Source organism: Aquirufa sp. HETE-40SA, assembly GCF_054558635.1.
In genome coordinates this window covers 242159-267891 of sequence record NZ_JBPXKN010000003.1, presented here as the reverse complement: position 1 = coordinate 267891, position 25733 = coordinate 242159, and the positions used below count along the sequence as shown (strand labels likewise).

The window sequence follows — 25733 nt, the reverse complement described above, 5'->3', positions numbered from 1 at the left end:
TTTAAGAAGACGCAAAGGTACGCCCAATTATTCTAAATTAATACTCCCGCGCTTGCTTGTAATGCATAGATGGCTTTGAATAAATAGGCCTTCAGTTCTGTTAATTTTTCAGCGGCCTCCATCGCTTTTGTTTCTCGACTATTGATTAAAAACAAGGATGATTCCCCTTCTGCAAATCGTGCTTCTTCCGCTTTCACTAAAGCTTGGTAGTTTGAAACGGCTTTTTGCTGGGTATCAATCTGTTTTTTTAGGCTCTCCACCTGGTTAAAATAGGAGCTCACCTTCACTTGAATTTGTTGTCTTTTTTGGGCTAGATTTAGGGACTCTTCCTGAATTTTGAGCTTTGCTAATTGGTAATCTGCCCTGCCTTTAGAAAGTCGAAGTGGCATTTCGAACTTAATCCCATATTGGTAATTATTTTCAAAAAGGGGGCGCACTTCTACGCTCGGCATCGAGCCTTTGCTTAAGGCATTATAGGTGAAATCTAGTTTAGGTAACAGGCTTTGGAACTTCAACCTCTTTTCTATTTGCAGGCCTTCAATTTTAAATTGATAAGCACTTAAATCGGGGTGATTTTCGTAGGCTTTTTCGAGAAGGGAGTTTAAGTTTAGATCAAATTCAGCCATCCAGGCGAACTCATTAACCACATCAGCGGGTTGTACTTCTGTCGATAATTCTTGAGGCGTATTATTTTCTTGCCATAAATACACAGAAAGGGAGAGGCGCGAATTCTCTCTTTCCACCCATTTTTCTTGGTACAAATTTTCAAAATACTGTAGCTGAGTGGTTGCCTCTATGGTATCCACGGAGGGCCTTTCTCCTAGTTCCACACTTTGCTTTACGAAGGAAACACGTGCCTCTGCAATTTTCAGATTTTGATCTACAATCCGTAATACGCGCACACTTTTTACCCAGTTCCAATAAGAAGCCATTGCATCTGCAAATAGATCGTTGAGAAGGCTTCTTTGTTCTTGAAGCGCCATTTTATTCATCAATTTAGCTTGTTGAAGGCTGGCTCTTCGTTGGTCCATCACGAGATTCTTCGCGAGGGGTACCGTGATACCGATGTAACTAGTTTCACCCAGTGTTTGGTTCGGGTTTAGCCGTGAACCCTGCAGGTTTTCGATACCTGAATTCACCTCGATTCCATACCAGGTAGGAATGCTTAGTTCCGGGGCGTGGTAGTTATAATAGTTTTTCCCGTCAAAGGTCTTCTGGGTACTGTAATGGCTCAAAATCGGATCAAATCCCCCTCTAGCCTGTAGGATTTGCGCCTCCGATTTTTGAACACCGATGTTCGCCTGCTTCGCTAAAGGATGGTAGGTTTGTACGATTTTAAGGAATGCTTCCGGATACAATACTGGAGTCTGTGCTAGACTGGCAAAGCTCAGAAAAAAGCAGACAAATAAACTATTTTTCATCCTTTTCTACCGTATAAAAATCAGCTGGGAATCCATTGATATTTCGCCATAACTCGTACCAAAGTGGGACATCATTTAACAAGGCAATTCCTTGCGCTCCTGCACCCATCTTGATTTGCTTAGGCCACTTTTTGTCTTTTGGATTTTCCACCACAATCACGCGGAACATCCCATTCTCATCGATGTTATTTTCCACGGCTCTAATCTTTCCAGGGAAGGTTCCAAAGCTTTGGTCTGGCCATCCTCCCGCAAAAATAATCGCAGGGAAACCATCAAAAATAAATCGTACATCTTGTCCAGGCGAAACCAGAGGTAAATCGACGGGTCTAACATACATCTCTACCGCATAATTTGTATTCTGAGGAACGATGATTAAAAGCTCTTCTCCATCCTTTAGAATCTCACCGATACCCGATTTTTTCGCATTAATTACTTGACCACTTTGTGGAGCTAAGATGTAGTACATTCCATCTCGAATCGTGTAACTAGCCACTTGGTTTTCCAGCTTTGCGATTTCCCCCTTACCCGTTTCGATCATCCCTAAACTTTGGAATTTTTCTCCCTCCGCTTTGTTCATTTTCTCACTGTATTCTTGATCTACTCCACGCAATTCAATTTTCGTATTTTGAATCTCTTGCAGGGTTTGATTTACCTTGTTTTCTGAGGTGGTTTTTTTCGCCAATGAGTTCTGCATCGATGCATTTCTTTGTTGGAATTGCGTCTGCGAAATTAAACCTTTAGCGAACATTTTTTGGTTACGTTCAAACTGGTCTTTTACTAAGTTATACTCATTTGAAGCCGCTTCTAATTCTGCTTTTTCTCCTGTTAATTTTTGTTGCAAGGCCGTTATTTTATTTTTTAATTGGTCCTGCTTTAAGGTTTTGGACGTACCTAAATTGTTAATTTGATCTTCCGTCGCTTGGACTTTTTGTTCGTAGTAACTTACTGTTCCCTTTTTCGCATTTAACTGCTCTTGAGTTCGTAGGATCAACTTCGGATCTAGGTACTCAGCCTTGATCTCGGTGATTTTAGCTAAGGTGTCACCTTGCTCTACAAAGTCGCCCTCTTTCACCCACCAACGCGCAATTTTACCTGCAATGGGGCTATAGATTTTTTGCGGTTTTTGCTCTTGATAAAGACTAGTAATTTGTCCTTTAGACCTAATATTTTGCGTCCAGGGCAAGAAAAGAATTCCAATTATAATAAGTCCTAGTCCGATTAACCAAGGTCTCGTAGCTGGCCCTTTTTCGCGCAGGTAAATCTGATTAAATGACTTAAATTTTTCCATTGTTAATCTCTAATTTTTTATCAAAAAAGGCACCCTCGTTTGCGGAAATAATGACAGTCGCAGATTGGTTTTTCAAATAAGTTTGAATAAGACCGGCTAAGTTAGGTTCTAAACCATTCCAAGGGTTCTCTAAAATGAGTAATTTTCTATCCCCACAAAGCGCACGAAGTAAGAGTATTTTCTTCACAATCGTTTGAGGAGTCTTTTTGCCTAAAGGTTCAATCTCTGTATCAAAGCCGAGTGGGAAATGATTCAGAAAATCGGAAAACCCTAATTTATCAGCGGTGGCTAATATTAAGGAAGGGCTAATTTCTTTATTCCCTAAACTAATATTTTCCCATACAGAGCCATCAAAAATCTCTTGGTTTTGGAGTAAAATTCCGGTATGTTTTCGAAGGCTTTGTAGATTGTAGTTTTTGATGGGAACCTTATTGATTAATAGCGTTCCCTTAAAGTCAATATAATTTCCAGTAAGCACACGCATTAAGATCGACTTCCCTGAACCTGCTGGCCCTGAAAGTTGGATCTTTTCTCCTGGCTCAATGTGAAGATTTATGGAATTTAGAACAGGCTTTCCTGGTTCGAATTCAAAGCTGAAATTCTTCATTTCTATCTCCAATCCTATGTTGGAATTAAGCTCTAAATCTCCACCTGTCTCTAATGGATTATCGGTAACAGAGGCTAATTTCTCTAAACCAGTGATCACATCATAGGCGCTATCAAGGCTTGTAATAAGTTTCTCCACCGCCCCTATCACTAACATGATAACGATTTCTGCCGCGACAAATTCCCCTACGTTTAACTGTTGGTTAATTAATAAATACGAACCTAAGGTTAACATCAGCGTAGTTAAGGCAACCTTGAAAAATAAGAGCGATTTGTATTGAAATAGCAGCACGCGAAAGTGCTTTGTTCTAGCACCTAAATAACCCATTACATTTTCATCTGTACGGATCAAGTTCAAATCTGAACCTTGGCTAAATTTAAACGTTTTAATGGTGCGGGCAATTTCTCCAAAAAATCCGGCAACCCCATATTTATAGTTCGATTCCTCGATGCTAGTTTCAATTCCTTTTTGGGATGTGTAATATAAAATCAAGGCTAAAAGTATCAATAAGATTACTCCTAGAATGATAAATAGTGGATGATATAGTGAAAGCAAAATGATGCCAAAAACAATCTGAACGGTGGCTACCGGTATATCAAGTAAAAGTTTTGCGAAGCCTTTTTGAATATTTAAGGTATCAAAAAAACGATTAACCTTCTCTGGTATATGGTATTTATCCATATGTTTTAGATCCAATTGTGGGATCTTATCAGCGAAGTCATAGGCATAATGGGCGAAGATTTTTTGTTGAATCGACTCGATGATTTTCATCTGGTTGATTTGAAACAAACCCATCAAAAACACGCCTAATACGACTAAAAAGATCAGCACATAAATCGAAGTGACCATTGTAGCACCCATTACTAATCCGATGATGGTCTGCACGCCTAAGGGCAAACTTAAATTTACTATACCACCTAAGATAGAGAACAAGTAGATCGAAGTGACCTCCTTTTTGTGTTCCTGTATCAGGGCTTGTACTCGCTTCAATGGACTTGTTTGTTGCATAACAATTCGTTTACTACTACAAAACTAAAAATACTTTTTTAAATAATAGTATTACTATTATTAATAATTGTTAAAATATCTTTTGTGGTAGTTATTCTATTATTAACTTTGTTTTGTTCAACAGGTATAACAATGGATTATTCACTAAGTTTTAAAGTTAACGAAAAGATCTATTTGCGGGACCCAGAAAGTACTGAATTAGGAAAGCAAATTGTAAAAAATGCGATTGACCTCATTCATACCTTAGGTTTTGAGCATTTTACATTCAAGAAATTAGCGAAGGAGATGAATACGACGGAGGCGTCGATCTACCGCTATTTTGAGAATAAACACCGGATGTTGTTGTACATCTTGAATTGGTATTGGTCTTATATGGAATACTTGGTGGTGTTTCAGTTACAGCCATTGGCGAATTCGAAAGCTAAGCTGGAACGCTTAGTTGAATTGTTAACACATCCTTTGGAGGAGAGCGAAGGTCATTCCGATTATAATAAGCAGTATCTACATCAAATTGTTATCACAGAAAGTAGCAAAGTCTACCTCGTGAAGGAAGTCAAAGAAATCAACGAAAACGCTGTTTTTAAACCTTATAAAGACCTTTGTGCGCGTATCTCTGAATTAATTCAATCGTATAATGCAGGGTACGAATTTCCTCATTCCCTTAGTAGTACCTTAATTGAAACGGCACATTCCCAGCTTTTTTTCAGCCAATACCTGCCTAAGTTAACAGATGCTGGGAAAAAGAATAAGACGGACTTTGTCGCGCAGTATTTGACGGATTTATTGTTTAAATCCTTGCAGGCATAAGCCAGAATTATTTAGTTTTATCCTATGATAAAGCTACTCTCACTCTTCTTTGTTCTTTCTTTCTCTTTGCAGGCCTTTGATAAGCCGGCCTATGTGTTGTATAACGGTAAAGGCAAAAAGGTCTCCTTTGAGAAGATGCTTAAGGATCTTCGTCAGCAGGATGTGGTATTAATAGGGGAGTTGCATAATAATCCCATTAGCCACTGGTTGGAATTAGAGATCACACAGGCCTTGGCGGAACAGCGTCAGTTGGTTTTAGGTGCGGAGATGTTTGAACGGGATAATCAGGGCGCTTTAACTAACTATTTGCAAGGAAAAATCACAGCGAAGGGTTTGGATTCGTCGGCTCGTCTTTGGAAGAATTACAAAACGGATTATGCTCCTTTAGTGAATTTTGCTAAAGAGAAAAACCTGCCTTTCATCGCCACCAATGTGCCTCGAAAATTTGCAAGCCAAGTGGCGCGTGGAGGCTTTGAAAGTTTAATCAATCTGCCATCAGAAGAAAAAGCATGGATCGCGCCGTTGCCGATCGCTTATGAGGCAAATCTTCCTGGCTATCAAAAAATGTTGAAAATGATGGGCGAACATACTTCGCCTAATATGCCGAAAGCGCAAGCATTGAAAGACGCGACTATGGCGCATTTTATCTTCTCGAATTGGACGCCGGGATTACTATTTATTCACTACAACGGCTCGTATCACTCGGAATATTACGAAGGAATTTCCTGGTATTTAAAGCGATCAAAAGCAGACATCAAGATCGCCACCATTGCTACGGTTTCCCAAAAAGAGATCGATTCCCTGCTCCCAGAGCATCTTTTAAAAGCAGATTACATCATCTGCGTGGAGGAAGACATGACAGGGACGTATTAATTAGCTGTCAAGGCAGGGCTATGATACTTCGGATTCGATATCCCCATAAATTGTAGAAAATAGAATGGCGCAGAGTGATAGCTCTGCGCCATTCTATTTATTTAATTAATTCAGCAAAAGCGGTCTTGTCATATACTAACCACTCTTCTACTTGCTTGCCATCTTTAATAGCATCAACGGCGAAAATTACCGTTTTAGCTGATTTATCACCTTTCGTGTAGGTAAAAGTAGTGTAACCCATTACGAAATTAGTATAGCCTTTAGCATCAGGCTTATCGAATTGATTTTCCCAAACCGGACCCACTTCAATACTAACCTTAATGCCTTTGTCAGCTAATACTTTAAAAATAGTCATATTTCCATCGATACCCATTGAATCTAAGTTATCGTGAAATATAGCGTCAGCAGAATAGGTAGAACGATAAGTTGCTGTATCGCCAGATTCAAATGCAGCTATCGCCTTTCTAACTAAATCTGTATTGGCAGAGCTGTCAATAGCGATGCCGTTTTGACCTTTAGCGCTAGTTGACGCTGCTGCACCGTCTTCTTTTTTAGTACAAGCGAAAATACTTCCCGCAATGGCGAATAATAGAATGATTTTTTTCATTTTTTGGTTGTTAAGGGGTTAATAATTTTGCCAAAGAAAAAGGAAATAAATCCCCTCACACCGGATTAGCCTTGTGCACTTGTTCCCTTTACGGATTTGGGAACATATTTAGGAACCGTCTTATGGGTTTCGCAGCTATATCCTTAAATGAGTACATTGAGGAATGGAAACAACACTGCACTTTGTTGCACAATGGGTCGAGGCTCGCACGCGATTTTCAAATCAATTGAAAACCTTGCGTTCTGAGGATCTAAGAAAGCATTTAGGCGAATCGCCTAATTCGGTTTGGTCAGAAGTAATTACTACGAAGGAGTTTGGGACGAAGACGAAAGCGGAAGCTCTAGGCAGAATTGTTTCGCACACGGCTTATCATGCTGGACAAATTGCGTTAATCAATAAATATGGGAAAGGGATTTAGGTGGTCCGAAACTGACTACTCGAGGCGAGCAGTTGGTCCAATTTTCCTTTTAGTTCTTCCGTTAGTGGTTCCACTTCCCTTCTGGTGGCTATGTTTATAGGAAAGCCTTGTTTCTGTAACACATATTTTGCGCTGGTGGGATAGGCGGAATGCATCAGGTCCATGTTTTCCGTCAGGAAGGCTTGAAAATCGGTGGAAGGTCTCAAGCAGAAATCGGCAATTAAATCCGGAAAGAAATTCCCCTGAATACACGATAGGCCCATGGAGCCGGCTTCCAGGGAGGCTTTGGCATGAACCATATAGGCATCATAAACGCCGAAACGTGCACCTGCACCTGCTTCAATTTTCGCTTTCACTTGATTAATATCGAGTGAGGTATCTTTGTGGTAACAGAGGCGACCAGACGTTAAAAGAGCTTGCAAGACCGGAATCGAAACCAATCTTTTATAGGGGACAGGGCATTCATAAATGCCAAAAGGAACGCCAGGCGTCCATTCCATCCATTGCTTCATTCGAGTCAAAAATACTTCATCTGATTCCTCTGCCGTAACAAATTGGTTATTCAATATGATGACAGCATCCACTCCCAAGGCATATACCTGGTTTGAAAAAGAAGCCATCTCTATAATATCTCCACCAAAAGTCCCCGTCGCCACGACAGGCACCCTTCCAGCCGTTTGATCTACCACTGTTTTAATGACAGCTAAACGCTCCACTGTAGATAATTCATACATCTCGCTCGAGAGGCAATTCGCGAAAAGGCCCACAGCACCCTTCTCAATATAATAATCACATAATGACCGCAACGTCGTATAATCCACGGACAAATCGGCGTGAAAAGGGGTGAGCATTACTGGAATAAAACCGCGGGGTAATTCTTTCATTTTGATCGGATTTTATGAAGTATAATTCCAATTCCTACGATAGTTAAGGTTCCCACCACCACCGTCATTTTGCTGTCTAGTGGGATCTGAAAGGCTTCAGGCAACACATCCTTAAATGACATCAAAGCAATGAGCAGTAAGCCTAAAATAGCTGCGAATTTAGCCTCAAAATTGTTCACCTTTTTCGCTATAAAGCCTAGCAAAAAGATCCCGAGCATACCTCCTGCAAAGATTCCTGAAAGCTTCCACCAGACATCCAACAGGCTTTTTACGCCGATCATACTTATCCCGAAAACGATGCCTAACCCTCCCATGCAAGTCGTGGCAATTAGTAACAGTCGAAACTGTTTTTTCGAGTCTGCCGCAGGATCGATGTAGCGCAAATAAATGTCTTTCAAAAACACGGTCGCCGAACTATTCATCCCGCTACTCATGGTACTCATTCCCGCGGATAAAAGTGCGGCAATAAGTAGTCCGAGGAATCCGGTGGGGATTTGGGTTTTCATGAAAAAGGGGAGCACGCGGTCACCGTAATCACTTGCTTTAAGTGCATCTAGAGGAATGTTTTTTTCAGCAGCAACCTGTTGTTTGAGTTCTAAGATAAGTGCTGGGTTATCCGCATAAAAGCTGTAAAGGGCCGTTCCTATGAAGAAAAATAGGAAGGATACGGGGACATAATACAGGACGCAGAGCCAAATACTTTTTGCGGCATCCCGAGGATTTTGAGCAGTATGGTAGCGCTGGATATAGTTTTGGTCTATCCCAAAATTGGTCAGATTAATGAAAAATCCATACGCTAAAATCACCCAAAAGGAGCTCGACTGAAAGTCTAAATCGAAGGTTCCCAGGCTGAATTTATCCTCCCGCATTCCCGTCTCTATAATGCGACTAATGGGAGTTTGCAAGGTGATTAAATACAGAATCATTCCTGCCCCTAAAGTCTTCAAAATGGCCTGAATAACCTCTGTCCAGATCACCGCCTCCATTCCGCCTAACACGGTATAAAGAATAATGCAAAGCCCAGCCACCAGAATAATCAAGCGCATATCGATGCCTGTCAATGCATTTAATGTCAAGGCAATACCATAAAATATCGTCCCCATTCTAGCTAACTGCGTAAGGATGAAACAAACCATTGCATAAGTTCTGGCCCAATTCCCAAATCGTTTTTCTAGGTGAGTGTACGCACTAATTTCTCCACTTTGCCTGTAAAAGGGGACGAACCATTTCGTCGCCACAATGGCCGCGAGCGGAATGGAAAGGCTGAAAACAAAGGGATTCCAGTTCGCCCCAAAAGACTTCCCCGGATCTCCTAAAAAAGTAATCGCACTCAAAAAGGTCGCATAAAAACTCAGGCCTAAAGCCCACCCCGGGATAGATCCGGAGGCGGTAGTGAATTGCTCGGAACTCTTATTCTTACGCGAAAAATAAATCCCTATTCCCACCATGGCTAGTAGGTAAAGAAGAATTAATACGAGGTCGAGTAATGCCATTAGAGCGAGAGAATGACGTGCTTGATTCTTTTACGTTTCCAGGTATAGGTGATGTGGATTTTGCCATCATTTGTCTGGATAACCGCGGGATAAGAGAATTCTTCCCCGGGCTCATTCTCTAAGGTAGCGACATCTTTCCAAGTCTTTCCATCACTAGAAATGGCCACACTGATGGGAGATCGGCCTTTTTTTACTGGATTGTAGACGATAACGTGTCTGCCGTCTTTCAGTGTCACCGCGTCGATTCCAGAATTAGGATTCACTAAGTTAGAGGGTTCTAGCGCAGTCCAGGACTGTCCTTGATCGGACGAAAATGCTTGTAAAATGAAGCCATTTTCAGACCGGCAAACAAGTTGTAATCGTCCGTCTGGCAGAAACAAAACACTGGGCTGGATGGCTGAAGTCGTCACACCATCGTTCAATGGACCCGTTCTTGACCAGGTTTTGCCTAAGTCGCGGGTGAATTCCATGTGCAATTTCCAGTCGTCATCTTCGGAACTGGATGGGCATAATAGGGTGCCGTCTTTTAAGAGAACAGCCTTATTTTTAATAGGCCCGTAGATGTCTTTAGGGAGTCTTTCGGCCTTAGACCACGTTTTTCCTCCATCGAAGGATCTTTTCAGCATGCCCCACCATTCGTCAGGTGCTGGACCGTCTTTATAGAAAAGGATTAATTCTTTCCCCGGAACTTGGTATAATACGGGGTTCCAAAGTGGGTAACGCTTTCCATCTGATTGAATTCCATTCGCTATTTCAACCGGTGTTTCCCATTTTCCATTGACATAATGACTAAACCAAATCCCCACATCAGGATTCTTTTCATGCTTACCTCCAAACCAAGCACCGACTAAACCGGAAGGGGTTTCTTCAATTGTGGAGGCGTGACAGGATGGGTAAGGGGCATTTTCGTAGATGAATGCGGCTTTTTCAATTTGGGCAGAGGCACAAAATGTCCAAGCGCAAAGAATGCTTAGGGTAAAGAATTTCATAGGTAAATAGGTTGTTAGCAGTAATATTATGAAATTATTCCTAATTTCGAATGCCTTAATCCTATTTCATGAAACAAATGATATTCCTGCTCAGCCTTGTGAGCCTCAGCGCTTTTAGCCAAGCGGATTTTGAGAAAAATTTACAGAAACGCCTGATTTTAGCAGTAGATGGTGCCACGATTGAGATCGAGGCAGGCCGGTTTTCCTTAACGAAAAGTTTGTCTTTGGAGGGTAAAAAGAACATTACCTTGCGAGGCAAGGGGATGGATAAAACGATTTTAAGCTTTAAGGGGCAAACCCAAGGGGCAGAAGGCATTAAGGTTTCGAATTGCGAAAACATCGTTATAGAAGATATGACGACGGAGGACTCTAAGGGAGATTTAATTAAGACCATGCAGGTGAAGGGCATCACTTTTCGCCGCGTAAAGACTGCCTGGACAGGTGGACCGAAATCCACTAATGGCTCTTATGGGCTTTATCCGGTCTTGTGCGAGAATGTGTTAATCGATTCGTGTATTGCGATTGGCGCTTCTGATGCGGGTATTTATGTAGGTCAATCAAAACACATTATCGTTCGAAATTCAGCAGCCTACCAAAATGTAGCGGGAATTGAAATCGAAAATTCGTTGTATGCAGACGTCTATAATAACAAAGCGATTGGGAATACAGGGGGGATTTTGGTTTTTGATTTACCTGATTTAGTCCAAAAAAAGGGCGGACACGTTCGTGTCCACCACAACCTCGTACAAGATAATAATTTAAAGAATTTCGCCCCTAAAGGAAATATTGTGGGAAATGTCCCTAAAGGAACAGGAATGATGGTTTTGGCAACCAGTAATGTGGAGTTATTCGAAAACCAAATTATCAATCATGCCACGATCGGAGTTGCTATTATTTCTTATTTTATGACAGAGAATGCCATAAAAGATAAGGAATACGATCCCTATCCGACAACCGTTGCTGTTCACCATAATACCTTCGAGCGGAAGCCAAGGCGAGTGCCTATGGATAGCCGCTTTGGTAAAATGTACCGATTCGTTTTACGTTTTGGGCGCCAGGTACCCGCGGTTGTGTATGATGGAATTTTAAATCCCGCGAAAATAGGTCCCGATGGAAAATACCCCCTTCATTATTCCATTTGTGTACGTGACAATGTGAACCAAAGCACGGCTTTTCTAGATGCGGGGAATAATTTTAAAGGCTTAAAGCAAGGAAAAGATTTGTTTGATTGTGATTTTGAATATGTAAAAACTACCACCTTCTAATGCGTATTTTCTGCCTTTTGTTGTTAGCGTTTATTGGCCTCATTTCAGCGGATGCAGACTACAAGGAAAACCTATCAGATTACGGTTTTTTCAAAGGAACCCTAAAGGATCAAATTCCGGCGGATGGCGTCGTTCTTTACACATTGAATTCTCCTCTTTTCTCAGATTATGCTTCGAAATTACGTTTCGTAAGGCTTCCTGAAGGGCAATCAGTAGCCTATAATCCAGACTCCGTTTTACAATTTCCCGTAGGTACAGCCATCGTAAAAACCTTCTATTATCCCGTCGATGAACGTAATCCGAAGAAGGGTCGCAGACTAATGGAAACACGCGTATTGTTGCATGAGGCCAAGGGCTGGGTGGCTCTGCCCTATATTTGGAACAAAGAACAAACGGATGCGGTTCTCGAAGTAGCAGGGGGTAGCGACCATGTTTCTTGGATAGATGGTGCGGGTAAAAAACAGTCCTTCGAATACCAGGTGCCTAATATGAATCAGTGCAAGGGTTGTCACGAGAGATCAGGTGAAATGACGCCCATTGGCCCATCCGTCAGACAGTTAAACGATGGTCATCAATTGCAAAATTGGGCGACAGCAGGTCTTCTGAAAGACTTACCTAAAGATCACATTCCCGCCCTTGTGAACTACTCAAACACATCCGCTTCCCTCGATGATCGCGTAAAAGCTTACCTGGATATCAATTGTGCACATTGCCATAATCCGACGGGCCCCGCTCGTTCATCTGGTCTTTATCTAACTTGGGATTCCAAAGATCGCACGGCGTACGGTTTCTTCAAAGCACCAGTGGCGGCAGGCAGAGGCTCCGGAAATTTGAGTTATGATATTGTTCCAGGGAAACCAGAACAGAGCATTTTACATTACCGCATGGCGTCCCGCGATCCAGGTGTCATGATGCCGGAATTAGGCAGACAACTTACTCACCACGAGGGGGTTGAATTAGTGCGTAACTGGATTGCTTCTTTACCACAATAATGGATTAGGTACAAAATCTAATTTTAGAATAGCTTTCATTTTCTGTTATATCTCTGGTCTTTTCGTTGATAAAAATGGAAGCATGAGACGTTGAATGACGCTATTCTTTCTTCCTTTTTTGTCGTCTATTTTACTGCAGCCTCTAAATCCGCAATCACGAATTTCGACATCTGTAAAAAGGCATAAGTCGCCTTAGGTGCCGTCTCAGGATTGCTCATTAATTTTCCCAAAACCAAAGGAATAATCTGCCAAGAAACTCCATATTTATCTTTCAACCAACCACATCTTCCCGGCGATCCACCCGCAACTAACTGATCCCACAAGTGATCAATTTCTTCCTGTGTATCGACTGTCACCATCATCGAAACGCCTTCGTTGAAGTTGTACTGATGCTCCATGGAACTTTCCATTAAGTGGAAAGGCTTACCGTTTAAAGTAAACTGAGAATACTTCACATTCCCCTCTGTGTCATGCTCCCCTTTTTCATACAATGCCTTATGCAGAATTTCAGAATTCGGAAATAGGGACGTATAGAAATCAATCGCTTCGCTAGCCTTTCCATTATTGACTCCATTAAACATCAAATTAGGAGCTAACTTGGCGTGCGATTCATGGTTTTTCATTATTTGCCAATTCACTCCAAACTGATCCGCGCACCAGCCATACAAGGGGCTCCAAGGATAGGTGTTTAGATCCATTAATACCTTTCCATTATCAGTTAACTTCGCCCAAACACGTTTAATTTCCTTCTCATCTTCTAGATTTAAAAAGAATGAAATGGATGGATTGATTGGGTATCCTGGTCCGCCATTCAGGTGCATAAAGCGTCTATCAAATAGACGGTAATTCACTGCCATCGGATTTTCAGAAAGGGGCTCAAAGCCTGAAAAAGTGCTTTGATAAAAGTCAGCGGCCTCTTTTGCATTCTTGTCAAACCAGAGGCAGGTAGCAATTTCGTGTATCATAATGGGTTTAAATTTCGATAGAAATTTTCACTTTCCCGCCTAAACCCTTTTCCACAATGTCATACAACGTCTTCATTGTGACGTTGCTGCCATCGTTTTCTACTCTAGAAATGTAGGAACGTTTTTTATTTATAATTGTCCCTAATTGCTCTTGAGTCATTCTTTTTTGTTCTCTTGCCTGGCGTAATAGGAGACCAATTTTGAAAGATTCAAAATCCCTCTCTAGGCCATCTCTACGCTCGGTCCCTATTTCGCCATAGACCGAATCTTTTATTTTTTTCCACGATTTAGTTTCCATTTTTTTCCAAATAATAAGTACGCATTAAAATTTTAGCTTTATCAATTTCAACTTTAGGAGTTCTTTGCGTTTTTTTCGTGAATCCATTTAACAGGATGACCAGATTTCCCTCGTCGAAAAAACAAAATATCCGCCATATATTACTGCCTAACTGAACCCTCGCTTCATACAGCCCTTTCGTTCCGGAAATATGTTTTATGTAATTCGATGGGACTTTATCCATCGTTTCCAGGAGACTGATTATTTTATGGATTTTGTTCTGGGTTCGTATATCTAATGCCAAAAGAAAATCTTCAAAATGGTTTTTATAAGCAATTATCTGTCGGATTGATTCCATTTGAAATTGTAACTTTAAAGTTACGTTTAAATTTTGTATTTCCAAATGTCCATAGAATTCGTTCGCTATCTGAACAGCTTATTGATAAAATAAAAAATAACTAAAAAAATAGTTAGAAATATTTTGTAACTAAAAATTTAGTTATACATTTGCCTCAACGAAAAGTAAAACGAATGAAAAAATTAACACAAGCAGAGGAGCAGGTCATGCAGGTTATTTGGAATTTGTCGGAAGGCGGATTCTTGAAGGATATCATTGAACTGTTGCCGGAGCCGAAGCCACACTCGAATACGGTGGCGACGCTGTTGAAGATTTTAGTGGAGAAAGACTTTGTAAAAATCTCTAATCCGAATCGGAACAATCTCTATTCCGCGAAAGTCTCAAAACGTGATTATTCTGGCCAGCGAATGGCAGGCTTAACGGAATCCTTTTTCGACGGATCTTACACGAATGTGGTGTCCTATTTAGTGGACAAAAAGCAGATGTCCATTGAAGATTTAGAACTCCTATTGCAAAACCTAAAATCGAAAGGCGATGAATGATACATTTATTTACCTGCTTAAATCGATGATTTATTCAGGGATATTCTTTGGATACTATACGCTATTCTTGAAGAACACGATTTACCACGTATACAATCGATATTATCTGTTGGCAGCGATGGCTTTGAGCGTAGTTTTTCCCCTAGTTCATCTAAGTATTGGTGTTTTTGAAGAGGAAGTGGTTGCCACACCCGCATTAAAATACCTGATGTATGGTTCAGCCGCTCCAGTGCAGGGATTTAGGATAAAGTGGGCAAATATTCCCTCGGAATTAGTGCCAATGTATGTAATTAGTGCCTTATTGCTCTGTTATTTAGCTTATTCGGTGATTCGGATTTTCCGATTGAAAGCGATGAATAAGAAAAAGCAGATGGGCGATTTTACCTTCATCGAAACAGATTTAGAGGAGGCGCCGTTCTCGTTTTTCTCGAACCTTTTTTGGAAAAAATCGATCTCCATAGAAGACGAAAATGGCCGAAAAATGTTGCAACACGAGCTCGCTCATATCCGCGAGAAACACTCCTGGGATCGCCTTTTCTCTCAATTTATTTGTTCTGTTTTTTGGATGAATCCTTTCAACTGGATCATTCAAAAAGAATTGCAAAACATTCACGAATTTATTGCTGACCGCGATGCGGTAGGCGCCGGAGAAGTGGATGCTTTTGCCAAAATGCTTTTGCAAAATTATTACGGTAATCATTTTTTAAACCCGAGTCATTCATTCTATTATTCATCCATTAAACGAAGAATTATCATGTTAACAACCTCTAAAACCCCTAAATACGCCTACCTGAGAAAGGTGGCCGTATTGCCTCTAGTTGCGATTTCTTTTATCTTATTCTCCATTCAGTTAAGTGCGCAAAAGCAAAAACCTAAGCCTAAGAAAAATGCAGGGGTGGAATACAAAGTCACAATGCGCCCAGATTCCACTACTTTTTCAGACGCTAAAACGGGTAAAAAGGTATTTACTGTTGCAACGAGAGATATGCCACCTCCGCCACCTCCCACTGGACCTCGCGGCCTTCCAGCACCTCCTACACCTCCAATTGCCGCAGATCATGTGACGATATCTCATTCGTTTTCTGATGCAAAATTCAACGGGAACTTGGATTCAAATGCAATAGTCATGAAAGGAATGCGCGATGGGAAAGAAATAACCGTGACAGTAAAAGGGTCGAATAAAAATATTGCTCCTAAAGATCAGGCAAGCATTGTATTGAAGTCTTCCTCTGACCAAAAAGAAAAACCTCTTATTGTCATTGATGGAGTCATCATGACAGATATGGATATGAACAAAATCAGTCCTGACAATATTCAGTCAATAAATGTCTTGAAGGGCGAAAAAGCCACGGCAAAATACGCAGAAAAAGGCGCTAATGGGGTAGTTGAAATTACTACTAAAAAGCCTTAGCGTACAAGGGTTTAAAAATTTTGTTTATGAGAGTATTGAGTAATAGCCGGTGATTTTCACCAGGCTATTGCCGTTTAGGGGGATTTAAAAAATAGCGGGATCCGGGCAATTCCCCGAATAAAACGCGAGATCTCGCAGCGAGCAAACTCCTGGATAATCGCCTGTAAATCCTTGCATATCACGTATGAGTTGAAAATGCAGGTGCGGAGGCCATCCACCATTTTCGCTGGGCTCACCTAAATGACAAAGCAGCTGGCCCGCAGCAATGGGCATTCCGACCGACAATCCTTCCAGATCTTCGATAGCTAAATGACCGTATAAACTGTAAATGCCTAGAGTGGGATGGTGTATAATAATCGTAGGCCCATAATTACCCGAACCAGGGTTGACTTGAAAACTGTGCACCACGCCATCCGCCACAGAAAAAACAGGCGTTCCAGCCGCTGCCCAAAAATCCACCCCTAAATGAATATTTCGGAAATCGGCTGAATCAGTCGCAAAATTTTCATGCGCCTCGTAAATGATGCGGTGTTCGAGGTAGCCGCCTATGCCTATTTTGGCACCTAATTTCTGGTCTATATAAGCGCAAAATGCGGGAATATTCGCATAAATCGAGGGATTCAATTCTTGATTTGTGGCACTCAGATCCAGTGCAAGACTGTTCGAAGAGGTAAGTGGCTCAGAAAATAGGCGATCAATCATTCTTGAAATTAATTTGCTCAAATTTAATCAAAGAAAAATTTACCTGGCTTCTTATGCCCTTTTTCCTTTTCGCTATCCTGAAATAGTTGCTCAATCCTAGCTTTTTATCGACTTAATCGATGGATTCGTCTATTGGATTGCGTAAATGTATATTATTCGGTTACTTGCACGTTAGATAGAAAAAAAATCAACTATGCGCTATATTATTCTTGTTCTGACAGTAGGCTTATGGAGCTGCAGTGAAAATACATTAGAAACAGTGGTTGCTTCTGAAGCGTATACTGAAATTAAAAAAGCCTTATCCATTAATCCTGTCGCGTTGGATAATTATGCTGCGCAAGGGAAGCCAGCCTATGTAAATAAAGATAATACGGGGGCGAATGCGATCACGGATAAGGCAGCTACCCTAGGTCGTGTTTTGTTTTACGATAAGAATTTAAGTGTTAATAATACGATTGCTTGTGCGAGTTGCCATAAGCAAGAGTTTGCTTTTGGGGATACTGCGATAGCTAGTTTAGGGGTAGAAAATGGGCGTACGGAGCGGCATTCGATGCGTTTGATTAATACGCGCTATGCAAATGAGGCGAAGTTTTTCTGGAATGAGCGTGCAGCGAATTTAGAGGCTCAGGTGACGATGCCCATTGTGGATCATTTGGAGATGGGTTTTAGTGGCCAAACAGGACGCGGCAACATCTCCACACTCATCACAAAATTGAATGGGATCGGTTATTATCAGGAGCTATTTAAACTCGCTTATGGTGACGCTACGATTACGGAGGCACGGATGCAAACGGCTTTGGCCCAATTCATTCGAAGCATTCAATCCTTTGATTCCAAATACGATATAGGTCGCGCACAGGTACCGAATGATGGGGCGCCTTTCCCTAATTTCACCGCTCAAGAAAACGCCGGCAAAACCTTATTTTTAAATCCTCCCATCTTCAATTCAGCTAGCGTAAGAATAGGTGGAGGATTTGGTTGCCAAGGTTGTCACCAAGCTCCGGAGTTTGATATCGATCCGAATACACGTAACAATGGTTTCATTGGGGTCATCGGCAGTACACAACTTGACCTGAATAATACGCGCTCTCCGTCTTTGAGAGATATATTAAATGCTTCCGGTGTGGCAAACACACCCTTTATGCATACGGCGGCCTCGGCTACCATTCGCCAGGTATTGAATCATTATAATTCGATTGCCGCCGCACCTAGAAATACGAATTTAGACGCTCGTTTGAAGCCGAATAATATAGGCCAAAACCTCCAAATGACCCCTGCCGAAATCGATGCGATGGTCGCCTTCTTGCGCACCTTAACTGGAAGAGAGGTATACACGAATAAAAAATGGGGCAATCCCTTTCTCTAAATAATTGTGTATTATTGTCGGATAAAATCTTCCGATGAAAAAATTCTTATTAATACTCGCGCTTCCTTTAATGGCTCAAGCGCAGCAAATCGACAAAATCATTACGCGTGCAGAAACGGAGCGCATGGAAACCTATTTAGCCTCTAACGAATTGGCAGGCAGAAAACCCTTCACTCCAGGGATCGAAAAGGCCGCCAAATTCATTTCTGCGGAATTCGAGAAAGCCGGTTTGAAGAAAACGAAGGATTCCTATTTGCAGACGTTCCCCATGTTTAAGTCCCAGCTTGTTTCCGTTTCTGGAAGTTTGGATGACAAAGCACTCGAGGCAAAACAGATCGCGGTTATTTCCAAAGAGGCCTCCCTACAAATCGACGAAAAATCGGGTTATGAGGTGGTGAATGTGAAGGAGGGGGATAATTTTGGCCAAAGTGCCTACCGCATCATGAGTGCGACGAAGCCTACCATCGCTTTTTTACACGAGAGCTTTGCAAAATTCATCCCGCGCCTTTCCAGTAGAGGACCGATCAGAGAAAGCCAAGCGAACATCATTTTTGTGGTAGCGAATGCGGTTCCTACCTCCTTTAAAATCAAGGCAAACCTACAAGTAGAGCGTCTAGAATTATCCAATGTGGTAGGCATCCTTCCTGGGAAAAGCCGTCCGAATGAATACGTGATTTTCTCTGGCCACTATGACCATTTAGGCATAGGAAAACCGGTACAAGGAGACTCCATTTATAACGGGGCAAATGACGATGCAGCAGGAACCACTGCCGTGATGATGCTAGCAAAATATTATGCGAAAAAGCGCAATAACGAGCGCACCTTAATCTTTGCGGCCTTTACGGCCGAGGAGAGCGGGGGACACGGAAGTGATTATTTCTCTAAGCAATTCAACCCGGATCAAGTGATGGCGATGTTTAACCTTGAGATGATCGGAACGGAAAGTAAATGGGGTAGAAATAGTGCCTACATTACGGGTTACGAGAAGTCGTCTATGGGCGAAATTTTGAAGAAAAACTTAGTGGGTTCTGCTTTCACTTTTTATCCGGATCCCTATCCAGAACAAAACTTATTCTACCGCTCTGATAATGCAACCTTAGCCGAATTAGGCGTTCCTGCGCATACGATTTCTACTTCTAAAATGGATAGCGAGCCTAATTACCACAAGGCGAGTGATGAGGTACAGACGTTGGACTTAGATAATATGACCGAAATCATTAAGGCCATCGCGACGAGCGCGACCAGTATTATTTCTGGTAAGGATACGCCTAGCCGAGTGGATACAACGAAGTTAAAATAGCTCTTTCAATTTTTACACAAAACCAATACTCATGAAAATTAAAAACCTAGTCATTGTATGCCTTTTGGCATTGCCGGCTTTCATGCAAGCGCAAAAATTGTACACCTATCCCATCGGTGTTCAAGCCTATACTTTCCGGAATCAGTTTCCTAAAGACGTAGCGAAGACGCTCGACCTTATTCAGTCGATGGGAATCACCGAAATCGAAGGGGGTGCTCAAAAGGGCCAAACTCCAGAACAATTCAAACAAATGTGTGCGGATCGTGGCATTAGTGTTCCATCCACTGGAGTGGATTATAATGAATTAGCTAATCCTGCTGAGGCCATCGCTAAGGCTAAAATCTTAGGGGCTAAGTTTGTGATGTGCGCTTGGATTCCGCATAAAGTGCGCGGCGGATTTACCCTAGAGGAAGCTCAAAAGGCAGTCGCTTTATTCAATGAGGCGGGTAAGAAATTCAAGGAAAATGGCTTAACGCTGTGTTACCATGATCACGGGTATGAGTTCCAACCTTTTGGCAAAGACGAAACATTGTTAGACTACATCATCAAAAATACGAATCCGGAATATGTGTCTTTCGAGATGGATGTGTTGTGGACGATGCACGGCGGAGGCGCTGATATGCCAGAGAAGTTATTGAAGAAATACCCGACTCGTTTCAAGCTAATGCACGTGAAAGATTTGCGTAAAGGGGTGGCTGGTGATTTAACCGGCGGAACTCCTGCAGAAAATGATGTGCCTGTGGGAACAGGACAAGGTAATTGGAAGGCTATCATCCAACTGGCGAAGAAGAATGGCATCGAGCATTGCTTCATCGAAGATGAAAGTGAGAAAGAGGAGGAATTCGTTCCTAAGAGTATTGCTTACCTTAAAAGCTTGTAACATGAAGGGCCTCGAAAGAGGCCCTTTTTATTGTTCCGCGGCCGTTATTGTTCCGCGGCCGTTTGCAGCAGGGTTTTCGTAAACACTTCGATGGGTTCTGCCCCGGAAATGCCGTATTTTCTGTCAAAAACGAAGAAGGGAACGCCTCGCACGCCCAGGTTTTCTCCCTCTTGAATATCTTGCTTCACGCGGTACGCGTAATTTTCGTCTTTCAAAGCTTCGAGAATTCCCTCGCGATCTAGTCCGATAGCTTCTCCGCAGGCTACTAGCTCTTCATCTTGGGCTAGGTTTTTGCCCTCCATAAAATAAGCCTGAAAAAGGCGTTCCTCGATGGCATCGCCTTTGCCTTGGTCTTTCGCATATTGGATGAGGTGGTGGGATTTCAGGGAATTAGCGACTTTGGCTTGATCAAAATCATAGCGCAATCCTACAGCTTCCGCCATCTCTGAAACGCGGTCGTGCATCACTTTGACTTGCTCTAATGAAATACCTTTTCTGGCCGCTAAATAGTCATATACATTCGTCTCCTCGCCCAGGTCCATCGGAATTGTGGGATCTAATTGGAAACTCTTCCACTCGATCTCCACTTCGTCCTTTCCAGGGAAGGTTTCCAATGCTTTTTCCAAATGCCTTTTGCCTATGTAGCAAAACGGACACATGATATCACTCCAAATCTCGATTTTCATTCTTTTCCCAATTATATCTACAAATCTCAACGCTTTATCGCAAATATCATTCCATAAAACGGTTTATTTTTCAGTTTTGTGGTCTAAATACAAACCCTATGATCAATTCAATCAGCCTAAGTTTACTCAGTTTAGTACCCAGCGTGCCTGCATCTAACGGTTTATTAACCGCTCATTTTGAAAATGTGTTAGGCACTTCATTAGATCTTAAGATCATCGCTTCGTCTGAAGCCGCGGCTAACATCGCAGAATCCAAGGTGTTAACGGAGATTAATCGTTTGAACGAAATCCTTTCCTCCCGTGAATCTTCGGAGTTTAATCTGTGGAGCTCGACTCGCGGAGAATCCCTCGAAATTTCTTCCGAATTGCGCGAGGTGTTACAGCATTTCGAAGAGTGGAATGTGAAAACGGAAGGAGCCTTGAATCCGGCGTCGGAGCATATTGCCAAAATGTGGGCTTCAGAAATACCCTCTGCCTCCGATTTAGCGTTGGCAGTGAATGAGGTAAATCAGCCCCATTGGTCACTAGACGAAAATGGAGCTACCCGTTTAACGGACACCGAATTGAAGTTGCACAGCTTCACAAAGTCCTATGTGATGGAGAAAGCAGCCGAAGAGGCGATGAAAGAGGAGGGAGTGGCTGGAGTGGTCGTGAATATAGGAGGTGACTTTGTGGTGAAAGGAGATTGGACCGAGAAAATAGGTGTATCAGATCCGCGAAATGCGGGAGAGAACGCAGAGGTTTTAGGCTATATTCAAGTGAATAATCAAGCGGTGGCAACATCGGGAGATTATAGAAGAGGTTCGGATATCGATGGGGTGCATTATTCGCACATCATGGATCCGCGGACGGCGGAACCGGCAGCGGAAGTGATTTCGGCGACGGTGGCGCACGAGGATGCGGTGACGGCAGGTGCTTTAGCGACGGCATTTAATGTGTTAGGCGTGGCAGCTTCGATCGATTTAGCGGCTCAGTATCCGGAGGCATCGTATTTAATCGTAGACAAAGAGGGTGCGGAATATAGAAGTGAGAACTGGCCGGCGACATCTGTAGAGAAGTCCGCGATCAGCTTAGTGAATATAAAAGAGAAGTTGTGGACTGCGGGCCAAAGCTTGGATATCAATTTCGAACTTGCGCGTTTCGAAGGTCGCGCGCGTCGTCCGTTTGTGGCGGTTTGGATTGAAGATGAGAAGCACAAGCCGGTGAGACGTATTGCGGTTTGGTATAATAAGCCTCGCTGGTTACCCGATTTGCGTTCTTGGTTTGCGGCGAAGAGAGAGGTGGAATTCGATGCGGCTTCAGTGACGGGAGCGACACGTGGGGCGGGACAGTATACGGTGGTTTGGGATGGGAAGAATGACGCGGGGGAATATGTACCTTTGGGGAAATATACCGTGTTTATCGAGGCGGCTCGCGAGCACGGAACGTACCAGTTGATTAAGCAAGAAATGAAGTTTGATGGGAAGGCCAAAAGCCAAACCTTAGCCGGTGGCGAGGAAATGACGGCGGCTTCATTGGTCTATAAAGCAAAGTAAATGAGAGATTTAGCGACGTGGTCGAGGTGGCTGCACATCTATTTGTCGATGTTCAGTTTCATTATCGTATTATTCTTTTCGGTGACGGGTTTGACCCTGAACCACGTGGATTGGTTTCCAGAAAGTACAGTGGTTTCTGAGCTGAAGGGTTCTGTGAAGGCAAGCTGGGTTTCGGTCGCTGATACCGCCAAAATCCCCAAACTCGACATCGTCGAGCAGCTTCGCGCGAACCATAGTATTAAGGGACAATTGAACGATTTCAGAATCGATGAGGAAGAGATTTCGATTTCCTTTCAAGGTCCCGGTTATACGGCCGATTTCTTCGTGAACCGCGCGGATGGGAAATACGAATTAACAGAAACGAAGATGGGTATTATTGCCGTGATCAACGACCTGCACAAGGGTCGCGATACCGGGAAGTCATGGTCTTGGGTCATTGACTTTTCTGCCATCTTTATGATTGTTATTTCCCTAACGGGGTTAATTTTGTTGTTATTTTTAAAGAAGAAACGCACGAACGGGATGCTTTGGTTAGCTGTCGGCGGGGTTGTGGTTTGGGTATTTTATTATTTTGTATGAGACGTATATTCACCATTCACCATTTACCATTCACCATTTTACTTTTCTGCTCCGTAGTTGTGTTTGCGCAAGACCACGCTCCACTTCCGCCTCTTCCGGTGGAGGCGACCTTTGGGACTAACCGATTGCATTTTCAAGCGGTTATTAATCGACCAGTTTCAGCAAATGGGAAATTGAGTTTTTTCAATTTGAGTACCGGTGCGGTAGATTATTCAAATACGGCCTCTGAGACGGAGATGGTGGTGGTGAATAATTTGACCTATGCACTTTTTGGAAATATTAAAGTAACCGGTGGGGCAGAGTGGCATTATAAATTAGGACTGGTTCCTCAGCTAGGTTTGCAATATTTTAAGGCAAATCGCACCTGGCTAGTTTTAGTGAATCCAAGTATTAATCTGCAACCTTCTAAGAGTACAGCTACGATCGGAATTGTGGAATACAAACCCGCGCTTTCTAAGAAGGTGCAATTGTATACACGAGCTCAAGTATTGTACATTCAAAGTTTGCAGGATGGTTTGCATGCGCGCAGTGCGTTGATGTTGCGTGCGGGTGTTACGCAGGGGAAATTCACGATCGGATTAGGGGCTAATTTCGATTATTATGGACCGATGAAGATGGAGAAAGATAATGTGGGTCTGTTTACGCGTTTAGCGCTCTAATGAAGAAATTACTATTCCTTTTTTGTTTGAGTTTGTTTGGCTGTGAAACGGTGCAGCCGCTGGATGATGCGACGACGAATCTGAATCTTTGGAATGAAAAGAAGATTGTGAATTATTCCTACAGCTTTAAGCGTGTCTGTTTTTGTCCCTTAGAATATGTGGGTCCACATCAAATTGTCGTCCAAAATGGGAAAATATCGACCGTAAATGGAAAGCCCTATAATGCTGCTGAACGCTATGGGACTATGTATACAATCCCGGAATTATTACAAGTTATTAAGGCGAATATCGACCGAAAACCGGTCAAGAGTATCTTGAACTTCAATCCAACTTACGGCTATCCAACGAATGTTTTTTTTGATTTTTCCGAAATGATCGCAGACGAGGAAATCGGCTACGAAGTGACGAACTTTAAAATTAATTAGGGCAGATCGAGATAGGTAAAGCTTTTTTAGGTGTAGGACTGTAGGCTTTGCAGGTGATACATTCAGCGGTCAGTTGGCTAGCGTCTAATTTGAAGTAAAATTCGTCCCCTTCTTTCAAGCTAACAGGTAATGCGCAGGGATTAGATAAGGCGAAAGCATTTTTATAGTTTTTACCTGTATCTGGATTCTTCCAAATAGATTCCACCTTCGATGTATCTATTGAACCTTCGACTAATTCAATCACGTAATTATTACAAATTCCCTTCAGGGAAAGACGCCCTTTATAGCAGTTGTCGGGTAGCACTTCTTGGGATTTACAGGCGCCTAAAAGTAGGCAGAATAGTAGTAGTGGTTTCATTCCGCTAAAGTAATCATCGCCTTGATTACTTGTTGATTCGGCTCGTTAATTTTTGCAAAAATACCAGGAACATGATTTTTTGTGAAGCGATGGCTGATGAATTGATTAGCCTTTACCTTCTCTCCTCTAAATAAATTCATTACGTATTCGAAGTCTTCCAACGTCGCGTTTCGGCTACTCATTAACGTCGCCTCGCGCTTGTGAAATTCAGGATGTGAAAAGGAGATGGCCTGTTTTTGTAATCCGATTAAAACGTATTTTCCACCGTGTGCCATTTTAGCAAAGCCAGATTCGATGGCGTGCAGATTTCCGGTCGCATCAATGACGGTACTATAGGCTGTGGCGGAGGCTTCAGATACGCCTAGATTCTCTACGCAAAATTGCAGACGAGATGAATTCGGTTCTGCGACCTCTACGGAAGCCCCTTGAATTTTAGCGAGCAAAATCGTGAAAAGACCTATGGGACCGGCGCCCATTACTAGCACTTTTTCGCCTTTTTTTAGTGCCGCGCGGCGAAGTCCGTGAGCTGCAATAGAAAGCGGTTCGACTAAGGCTAATTCTTCCGCCGTCAGACCCTTTCCTGGTAAAATGTAGCGATCTTCTACTACGATATATTCGCGCATTCCGCCATCAATATGTACTCCAAAAACCTGTAAACTTTCACAACAATTCGGCTTTCCAGCCGCACATGCATCGCACGAAGCACAGTTAAAATAAGGAATGATTGTGGCTAATTCTCCCATTTCGAATGTGTCGGATTCCACGATTTCTACGGCCAGTTCATGGCCTAAAATGCGGGGATAAGAAAAGAAGGGTTGATTGCCAGCAAAGGCGTGAATATCCGTTCCGCAGATGCCAATGTTACGTAAGCGAAGCAGGGAAAATCCAGGTGTGCGCTGAGGCATTTCTACCTCTTGCAGGCTCAGTGTTCCAGGTTGATTACATATCCATTGTTGCATGGGTTGAAATTAACAATTTTAATTAAAGAAGCAGTAAAAATGGTGAATGGTAAGTGGTGAATGGTAAATGGGGGAGAGT

Annotated in this window: 28 protein-coding genes; 14 read left to right on the top strand and 14 right to left on the bottom strand. The window is 42.5% G+C overall.

The window, feature by feature from the left end; all coding sequences use genetic code 11:
• Nucleotides 1-32: 32 nt before the first annotated feature.
• Genes ACRZ9O_RS09180 through ACRZ9O_RS09170 form a run of 3 tightly spaced genes read right to left on the bottom strand, consistent with a single transcriptional unit; the run spans nt 33 to nt 4324 of the window.
• Nucleotides 33-1421: a TolC family protein gene (locus ACRZ9O_RS09180; protein WP_459458472.1), complete on the bottom strand. Its 1389-nt coding sequence runs from the start codon at nt 1419-1421 to the stop codon at nt 33-35.
• Entirely contained in the window at nt 1411-2709 is a 1299-nt protein-coding gene (locus ACRZ9O_RS09175) for an HlyD family secretion protein (RefSeq protein ID WP_459458470.1), read from the bottom strand. The genes ACRZ9O_RS09180 and ACRZ9O_RS09175 overlap by 11 nt, the downstream gene beginning before the upstream one ends.
• A complete protein-coding gene (locus ACRZ9O_RS09170; protein ID WP_459458468.1) occupies nt 2696-4324 on the bottom strand; it encodes a peptidase domain-containing ABC transporter in 1629 nt (542 codons plus the stop codon). Before ACRZ9O_RS09170 ends, ACRZ9O_RS09175 begins: the two co-directional genes overlap by 14 nt.
• Nucleotides 4325-4456: 132 nt before the next feature.
• On the opposite strand from ACRZ9O_RS09170, the gene ACRZ9O_RS09165 reads away from it, so the two are divergent.
• Together ACRZ9O_RS09165 and ACRZ9O_RS09160 are read left to right on the top strand one after the other, a co-directional pair.
• A complete protein-coding gene (locus ACRZ9O_RS09165; protein WP_459458466.1) occupies nt 4457-5131 on the top strand; it encodes a TetR/AcrR family transcriptional regulator in 675 nt (224 codons plus the stop codon).
• Nucleotides 5132-5155: 24 nt separating this feature from the next.
• Nucleotides 5156-6004, top strand: coding sequence for a ChaN family lipoprotein (locus ACRZ9O_RS09160; protein ID WP_459458464.1), 849 nt, complete (start codon nt 5156-5158; stop codon nt 6002-6004).
• Between the two features lie 97 nt (nt 6005-6101).
• Here the strand turns inward: ACRZ9O_RS09160 and ACRZ9O_RS09155 are convergent, their stop codons facing one another.
• Nucleotides 6102-6611 (bottom strand): nuclear transport factor 2-like protein, encoded by a 510-nt coding sequence (locus ACRZ9O_RS09155; RefSeq protein WP_459458462.1) that lies wholly within the window; start codon nt 6609-6611, stop codon nt 6102-6104.
• 163 nt (nt 6612-6774) lie between these two features.
• Here ACRZ9O_RS09155 and ACRZ9O_RS09150 point away from each other — a divergent pair, with 163 nt between their 5' ends.
• The gene (locus ACRZ9O_RS09150; protein WP_459458460.1) at nt 6775-7029 is read left to right on the top strand and encodes a hypothetical protein; all 255 of its coding nucleotides are present in this window, start codon (nt 6775-6777) and stop codon (nt 7027-7029) included.
• Here ACRZ9O_RS09150 and ACRZ9O_RS09145 read toward each other — a convergent pair.
• The 3 genes from ACRZ9O_RS09145 to ACRZ9O_RS09135 are packed head-to-tail and all read right to left on the bottom strand — an operon-like array spanning nt 7026 to nt 10395.
• On the bottom strand, nt 7026-7913 hold the full coding sequence (locus ACRZ9O_RS09145) for a dihydrodipicolinate synthase family protein (RefSeq protein WP_459458458.1): 888 nt from the start codon (nt 7911-7913) through the stop codon (nt 7026-7028). The genes ACRZ9O_RS09150 and ACRZ9O_RS09145 overlap by 4 nt on opposite strands.
• The gene (locus ACRZ9O_RS09140; protein ID WP_459458456.1) at nt 7910-9406 is read right to left on the bottom strand and encodes a sodium:solute symporter family protein; all 1497 of its coding nucleotides are present in this window, start codon (nt 9404-9406) and stop codon (nt 7910-7912) included. Before ACRZ9O_RS09140 ends, ACRZ9O_RS09145 begins: the two co-directional genes overlap by 4 nt.
• The gene (locus tag ACRZ9O_RS09135; protein ID WP_459458454.1) at nt 9406-10395 is read right to left on the bottom strand and encodes a sialidase family protein; all 990 of its coding nucleotides are present in this window, start codon (nt 10393-10395) and stop codon (nt 9406-9408) included. Before ACRZ9O_RS09135 ends, ACRZ9O_RS09140 begins: the two co-directional genes overlap by 1 nt.
• Nucleotides 10396-10463: 68 nt before the next feature.
• On the opposite strand from ACRZ9O_RS09135, the gene ACRZ9O_RS09130 reads away from it, so the two are divergent.
• Together ACRZ9O_RS09130 and ACRZ9O_RS09125 are read left to right on the top strand one after the other, a co-directional pair.
• Nucleotides 10464-11660 (top strand): parallel beta-helix domain-containing protein, encoded by a 1197-nt coding sequence (locus ACRZ9O_RS09130; RefSeq protein WP_459458452.1) that lies wholly within the window; start codon nt 10464-10466, stop codon nt 11658-11660.
• Nucleotides 11660-12652 carry an SO2930 family diheme c-type cytochrome gene (locus tag ACRZ9O_RS09125; protein WP_459458450.1) on the top strand — a complete coding sequence of 331 codons (993 nt, stop codon included), beginning with the start codon at nt 11660-11662 and terminating at the stop codon, nt 12650-12652. Before ACRZ9O_RS09130 ends, ACRZ9O_RS09125 begins: the two co-directional genes overlap by 1 nt.
• Before the next feature lie 125 nt (nt 12653-12777).
• On the opposite strand, the gene ACRZ9O_RS09120 is transcribed toward ACRZ9O_RS09125, so the two are convergent.
• Genes ACRZ9O_RS09120 through ACRZ9O_RS09110 form a run of 3 tightly spaced genes read right to left on the bottom strand, consistent with a single transcriptional unit; the run spans nt 12778 to nt 14252 of the window.
• Nucleotides 12778-13617, bottom strand: a complete 840-nt coding sequence (locus ACRZ9O_RS09120) for a VOC family protein (protein WP_459458448.1) — start codon at nt 13615-13617, stop codon at nt 12778-12780.
• A gap of 7 nt (nt 13618-13624) precedes the next feature.
• The gene (locus ACRZ9O_RS09115) at nt 13625-13915 is read right to left on the bottom strand and encodes a helix-turn-helix domain-containing protein (RefSeq protein ID WP_459458446.1); all 291 of its coding nucleotides are present in this window, start codon (nt 13913-13915) and stop codon (nt 13625-13627) included.
• Complete coding sequence (locus ACRZ9O_RS09110; RefSeq protein WP_459458445.1) at nt 13905-14252, bottom strand: type II toxin-antitoxin system RelE/ParE family toxin; 348 nt, start codon at nt 14250-14252, stop codon at nt 13905-13907. Before ACRZ9O_RS09110 ends, ACRZ9O_RS09115 begins: the two co-directional genes overlap by 11 nt.
• Before the next feature lie 173 nt (nt 14253-14425).
• Between ACRZ9O_RS09110 and ACRZ9O_RS09105 the strand changes: the two genes are divergently transcribed.
• Together ACRZ9O_RS09105 and ACRZ9O_RS09100 are read left to right on the top strand one after the other, a co-directional pair.
• Nucleotides 14426-14794: a BlaI/MecI/CopY family transcriptional regulator gene (locus ACRZ9O_RS09105; RefSeq protein ID WP_459458443.1), complete on the top strand. Its 369-nt coding sequence runs from the start codon at nt 14426-14428 to the stop codon at nt 14792-14794.
• Nucleotides 14787-16205, top strand: coding sequence for a M56 family metallopeptidase (locus tag ACRZ9O_RS09100; protein WP_459458441.1), 1419 nt, complete (start codon nt 14787-14789; stop codon nt 16203-16205). Before ACRZ9O_RS09105 ends, ACRZ9O_RS09100 begins: the two co-directional genes overlap by 8 nt.
• A gap of 84 nt (nt 16206-16289) precedes the next feature.
• On the opposite strand, the gene ACRZ9O_RS09095 is transcribed toward ACRZ9O_RS09100, so the two are convergent.
• The gene (locus ACRZ9O_RS09095) at nt 16290-16907 is read right to left on the bottom strand and encodes a peptidoglycan DD-metalloendopeptidase family protein (protein WP_459458439.1); all 618 of its coding nucleotides are present in this window, start codon (nt 16905-16907) and stop codon (nt 16290-16292) included.
• 193 nt (nt 16908-17100) lie between these two features.
• Between ACRZ9O_RS09095 and ACRZ9O_RS09090 the strand changes: the two genes are divergently transcribed.
• Genes ACRZ9O_RS09090 through ACRZ9O_RS09080 form a run of 3 tightly spaced genes read left to right on the top strand, consistent with a single transcriptional unit; the run spans nt 17101 to nt 20453 of the window.
• Nucleotides 17101-18273: a cytochrome-c peroxidase gene (locus ACRZ9O_RS09090; RefSeq protein ID WP_459458437.1), complete on the top strand. Its 1173-nt coding sequence runs from the start codon at nt 17101-17103 to the stop codon at nt 18271-18273.
• A 34-nt stretch (nt 18274-18307) separates the two neighbouring features.
• Nucleotides 18308-19573: a M28 family peptidase gene (locus ACRZ9O_RS09085; protein WP_459458435.1), complete on the top strand. Its 1266-nt coding sequence runs from the start codon at nt 18308-18310 to the stop codon at nt 19571-19573.
• Between the two features lie 31 nt (nt 19574-19604).
• On the top strand, nt 19605-20453 hold the full coding sequence (locus ACRZ9O_RS09080; protein WP_459458433.1) for a sugar phosphate isomerase/epimerase family protein: 849 nt from the start codon (nt 19605-19607) through the stop codon (nt 20451-20453).
• Between the two features lie 44 nt (nt 20454-20497).
• Here ACRZ9O_RS09080 and ACRZ9O_RS09075 read toward each other — a convergent pair whose 3' ends face one another.
• On the bottom strand, nt 20498-21139 hold the full coding sequence (locus ACRZ9O_RS09075; protein ID WP_459458431.1) for a DsbA family oxidoreductase: 642 nt from the start codon (nt 21137-21139) through the stop codon (nt 20498-20500).
• A 98-nt stretch (nt 21140-21237) separates the two neighbouring features.
• Between ACRZ9O_RS09075 and ACRZ9O_RS09070 the strand changes: the two genes are divergently transcribed.
• Genes ACRZ9O_RS09070 through ACRZ9O_RS09055 form a run of 4 tightly spaced genes read left to right on the top strand, consistent with a single transcriptional unit; the run spans nt 21238 to nt 24337 of the window.
• Nucleotides 21238-22674: a DUF2271 domain-containing protein gene (locus ACRZ9O_RS09070; protein WP_459458429.1), complete on the top strand. Its 1437-nt coding sequence runs from the start codon at nt 21238-21240 to the stop codon at nt 22672-22674.
• Nucleotides 22675-23253, top strand: coding sequence for a PepSY-associated TM helix domain-containing protein (locus ACRZ9O_RS09065; RefSeq protein ID WP_459458427.1), 579 nt, complete (start codon nt 22675-22677; stop codon nt 23251-23253).
• A complete protein-coding gene (locus ACRZ9O_RS09060) occupies nt 23250-23912 on the top strand; it encodes a hypothetical protein (protein ID WP_459458425.1) in 663 nt (220 codons plus the stop codon). The genes ACRZ9O_RS09065 and ACRZ9O_RS09060 overlap by 4 nt, the downstream gene beginning before the upstream one ends.
• Nucleotides 23912-24337, top strand: coding sequence for a DUF6174 domain-containing protein (locus ACRZ9O_RS09055; protein ID WP_459458423.1), 426 nt, complete (start codon nt 23912-23914; stop codon nt 24335-24337). The genes ACRZ9O_RS09060 and ACRZ9O_RS09055 overlap by 1 nt, the downstream gene beginning before the upstream one ends.
• Here the strand turns inward: ACRZ9O_RS09055 and ACRZ9O_RS09050 are convergent.
• A complete protein-coding gene (locus ACRZ9O_RS09050) occupies nt 24330-24695 on the bottom strand; it encodes a hypothetical protein (RefSeq protein WP_459458421.1) in 366 nt (121 codons plus the stop codon). The genes ACRZ9O_RS09055 and ACRZ9O_RS09050 overlap by 8 nt on opposite strands.
• Nucleotides 24692-25654 (bottom strand): zinc-binding alcohol dehydrogenase family protein, encoded by a 963-nt coding sequence (locus ACRZ9O_RS09045; RefSeq protein ID WP_459458419.1) that lies wholly within the window; start codon nt 25652-25654, stop codon nt 24692-24694. The genes ACRZ9O_RS09050 and ACRZ9O_RS09045 overlap by 4 nt, the downstream gene beginning before the upstream one ends.
• Nucleotides 25655-25733: the final 79 nt, after the last annotated feature.

Bases quoted from the DNA above. Each gene is read 5' to 3' on its own strand.
- ACRZ9O_RS09115 (WP_459458446.1), bottom strand. From the start codon at position 13,915: ATGGAAACTAAATCGTGGAAAAAAATAAAAGATTCGGTCTATGGCGAA.
- ACRZ9O_RS09065 (WP_459458427.1), top strand. From the start codon at position 22,675: ATGAGAGATTTAGCGACGTGGTCGAGGTGGCTGCACATCTATTTGTCG.
- ACRZ9O_RS09165 (WP_459458466.1), top strand. From the start codon at position 4,457: ATGGATTATTCACTAAGTTTTAAAGTTAACGAAAAGATCTATTTGCGG.
- ACRZ9O_RS09095 (WP_459458439.1), bottom strand. From the start codon at position 16,907: ATGATTGATCGCCTATTTTCTGAGCCACTTACCTCTTCGAACAGTCTT.
- ACRZ9O_RS09140 (WP_459458456.1), bottom strand. From the start codon at position 9,406: ATGGCATTACTCGACCTCGTATTAATTCTTCTTTACCTACTAGCCATG.
- ACRZ9O_RS09090 (WP_459458437.1), top strand. From the start codon at position 17,101: ATGCGCTATATTATTCTTGTTCTGACAGTAGGCTTATGGAGCTGCAGT.
- ACRZ9O_RS09045 (WP_459458419.1), bottom strand. From the start codon at position 25,654: ATGCAACAATGGATATGTAATCAACCTGGAACACTGAGCCTGCAAGAG.
- ACRZ9O_RS09160 (WP_459458464.1), top strand. From the start codon at position 5,156: ATGATAAAGCTACTCTCACTCTTCTTTGTTCTTTCTTTCTCTTTGCAG.
- ACRZ9O_RS09085 (WP_459458435.1), top strand. From the start codon at position 18,308: ATGAAAAAATTCTTATTAATACTCGCGCTTCCTTTAATGGCTCAAGCG.
- ACRZ9O_RS09080 (WP_459458433.1), top strand. From the start codon at position 19,605: ATGAAAATTAAAAACCTAGTCATTGTATGCCTTTTGGCATTGCCGGCT.
- ACRZ9O_RS09175 (WP_459458470.1), bottom strand. From the start codon at position 2,709: ATGGAAAAATTTAAGTCATTTAATCAGATTTACCTGCGCGAAAAAGGG.
- ACRZ9O_RS09060 (WP_459458425.1), top strand. From the start codon at position 23,250: ATGAGACGTATATTCACCATTCACCATTTACCATTCACCATTTTACTT.
- ACRZ9O_RS09070 (WP_459458429.1), top strand. From the start codon at position 21,238: ATGATCAATTCAATCAGCCTAAGTTTACTCAGTTTAGTACCCAGCGTG.
- ACRZ9O_RS09110 (WP_459458445.1), bottom strand. From the start codon at position 14,252: ATGGAATCAATCCGACAGATAATTGCTTATAAAAACCATTTTGAAGAT.
- ACRZ9O_RS09135 (WP_459458454.1), bottom strand. From the start codon at position 10,395: ATGAAATTCTTTACCCTAAGCATTCTTTGCGCTTGGACATTTTGTGCC.
- ACRZ9O_RS09130 (WP_459458452.1), top strand. From the start codon at position 10,464: ATGAAACAAATGATATTCCTGCTCAGCCTTGTGAGCCTCAGCGCTTTT.
- ACRZ9O_RS09125 (WP_459458450.1), top strand. From the start codon at position 11,660: ATGCGTATTTTCTGCCTTTTGTTGTTAGCGTTTATTGGCCTCATTTCA.
- ACRZ9O_RS09150 (WP_459458460.1), top strand. From the start codon at position 6,775: ATGGAAACAACACTGCACTTTGTTGCACAATGGGTCGAGGCTCGCACG.
- ACRZ9O_RS09170 (WP_459458468.1), bottom strand. From the start codon at position 4,324: ATGCAACAAACAAGTCCATTGAAGCGAGTACAAGCCCTGATACAGGAA.
- ACRZ9O_RS09120 (WP_459458448.1), bottom strand. From the start codon at position 13,617: ATGATACACGAAATTGCTACCTGCCTCTGGTTTGACAAGAATGCAAAA.
- ACRZ9O_RS09055 (WP_459458423.1), top strand. From the start codon at position 23,912: ATGAAGAAATTACTATTCCTTTTTTGTTTGAGTTTGTTTGGCTGTGAA.
- ACRZ9O_RS09155 (WP_459458462.1), bottom strand. From the start codon at position 6,611: ATGAAAAAAATCATTCTATTATTCGCCATTGCGGGAAGTATTTTCGCT.
- ACRZ9O_RS09145 (WP_459458458.1), bottom strand. From the start codon at position 7,913: ATGAAAGAATTACCCCGCGGTTTTATTCCAGTAATGCTCACCCCTTTT.
- ACRZ9O_RS09075 (WP_459458431.1), bottom strand. From the start codon at position 21,139: ATGAAAATCGAGATTTGGAGTGATATCATGTGTCCGTTTTGCTACATA.
- ACRZ9O_RS09050 (WP_459458421.1), bottom strand. From the start codon at position 24,695: ATGAAACCACTACTACTATTCTGCCTACTTTTAGGCGCCTGTAAATCC.
- ACRZ9O_RS09180 (WP_459458472.1), bottom strand. From the start codon at position 1,421: ATGAAAAATAGTTTATTTGTCTGCTTTTTTCTGAGCTTTGCCAGTCTA.
- ACRZ9O_RS09100 (WP_459458441.1), top strand. From the start codon at position 14,787: ATGAATGATACATTTATTTACCTGCTTAAATCGATGATTTATTCAGGG.
- ACRZ9O_RS09105 (WP_459458443.1), top strand. From the start codon at position 14,426: ATGAAAAAATTAACACAAGCAGAGGAGCAGGTCATGCAGGTTATTTGG.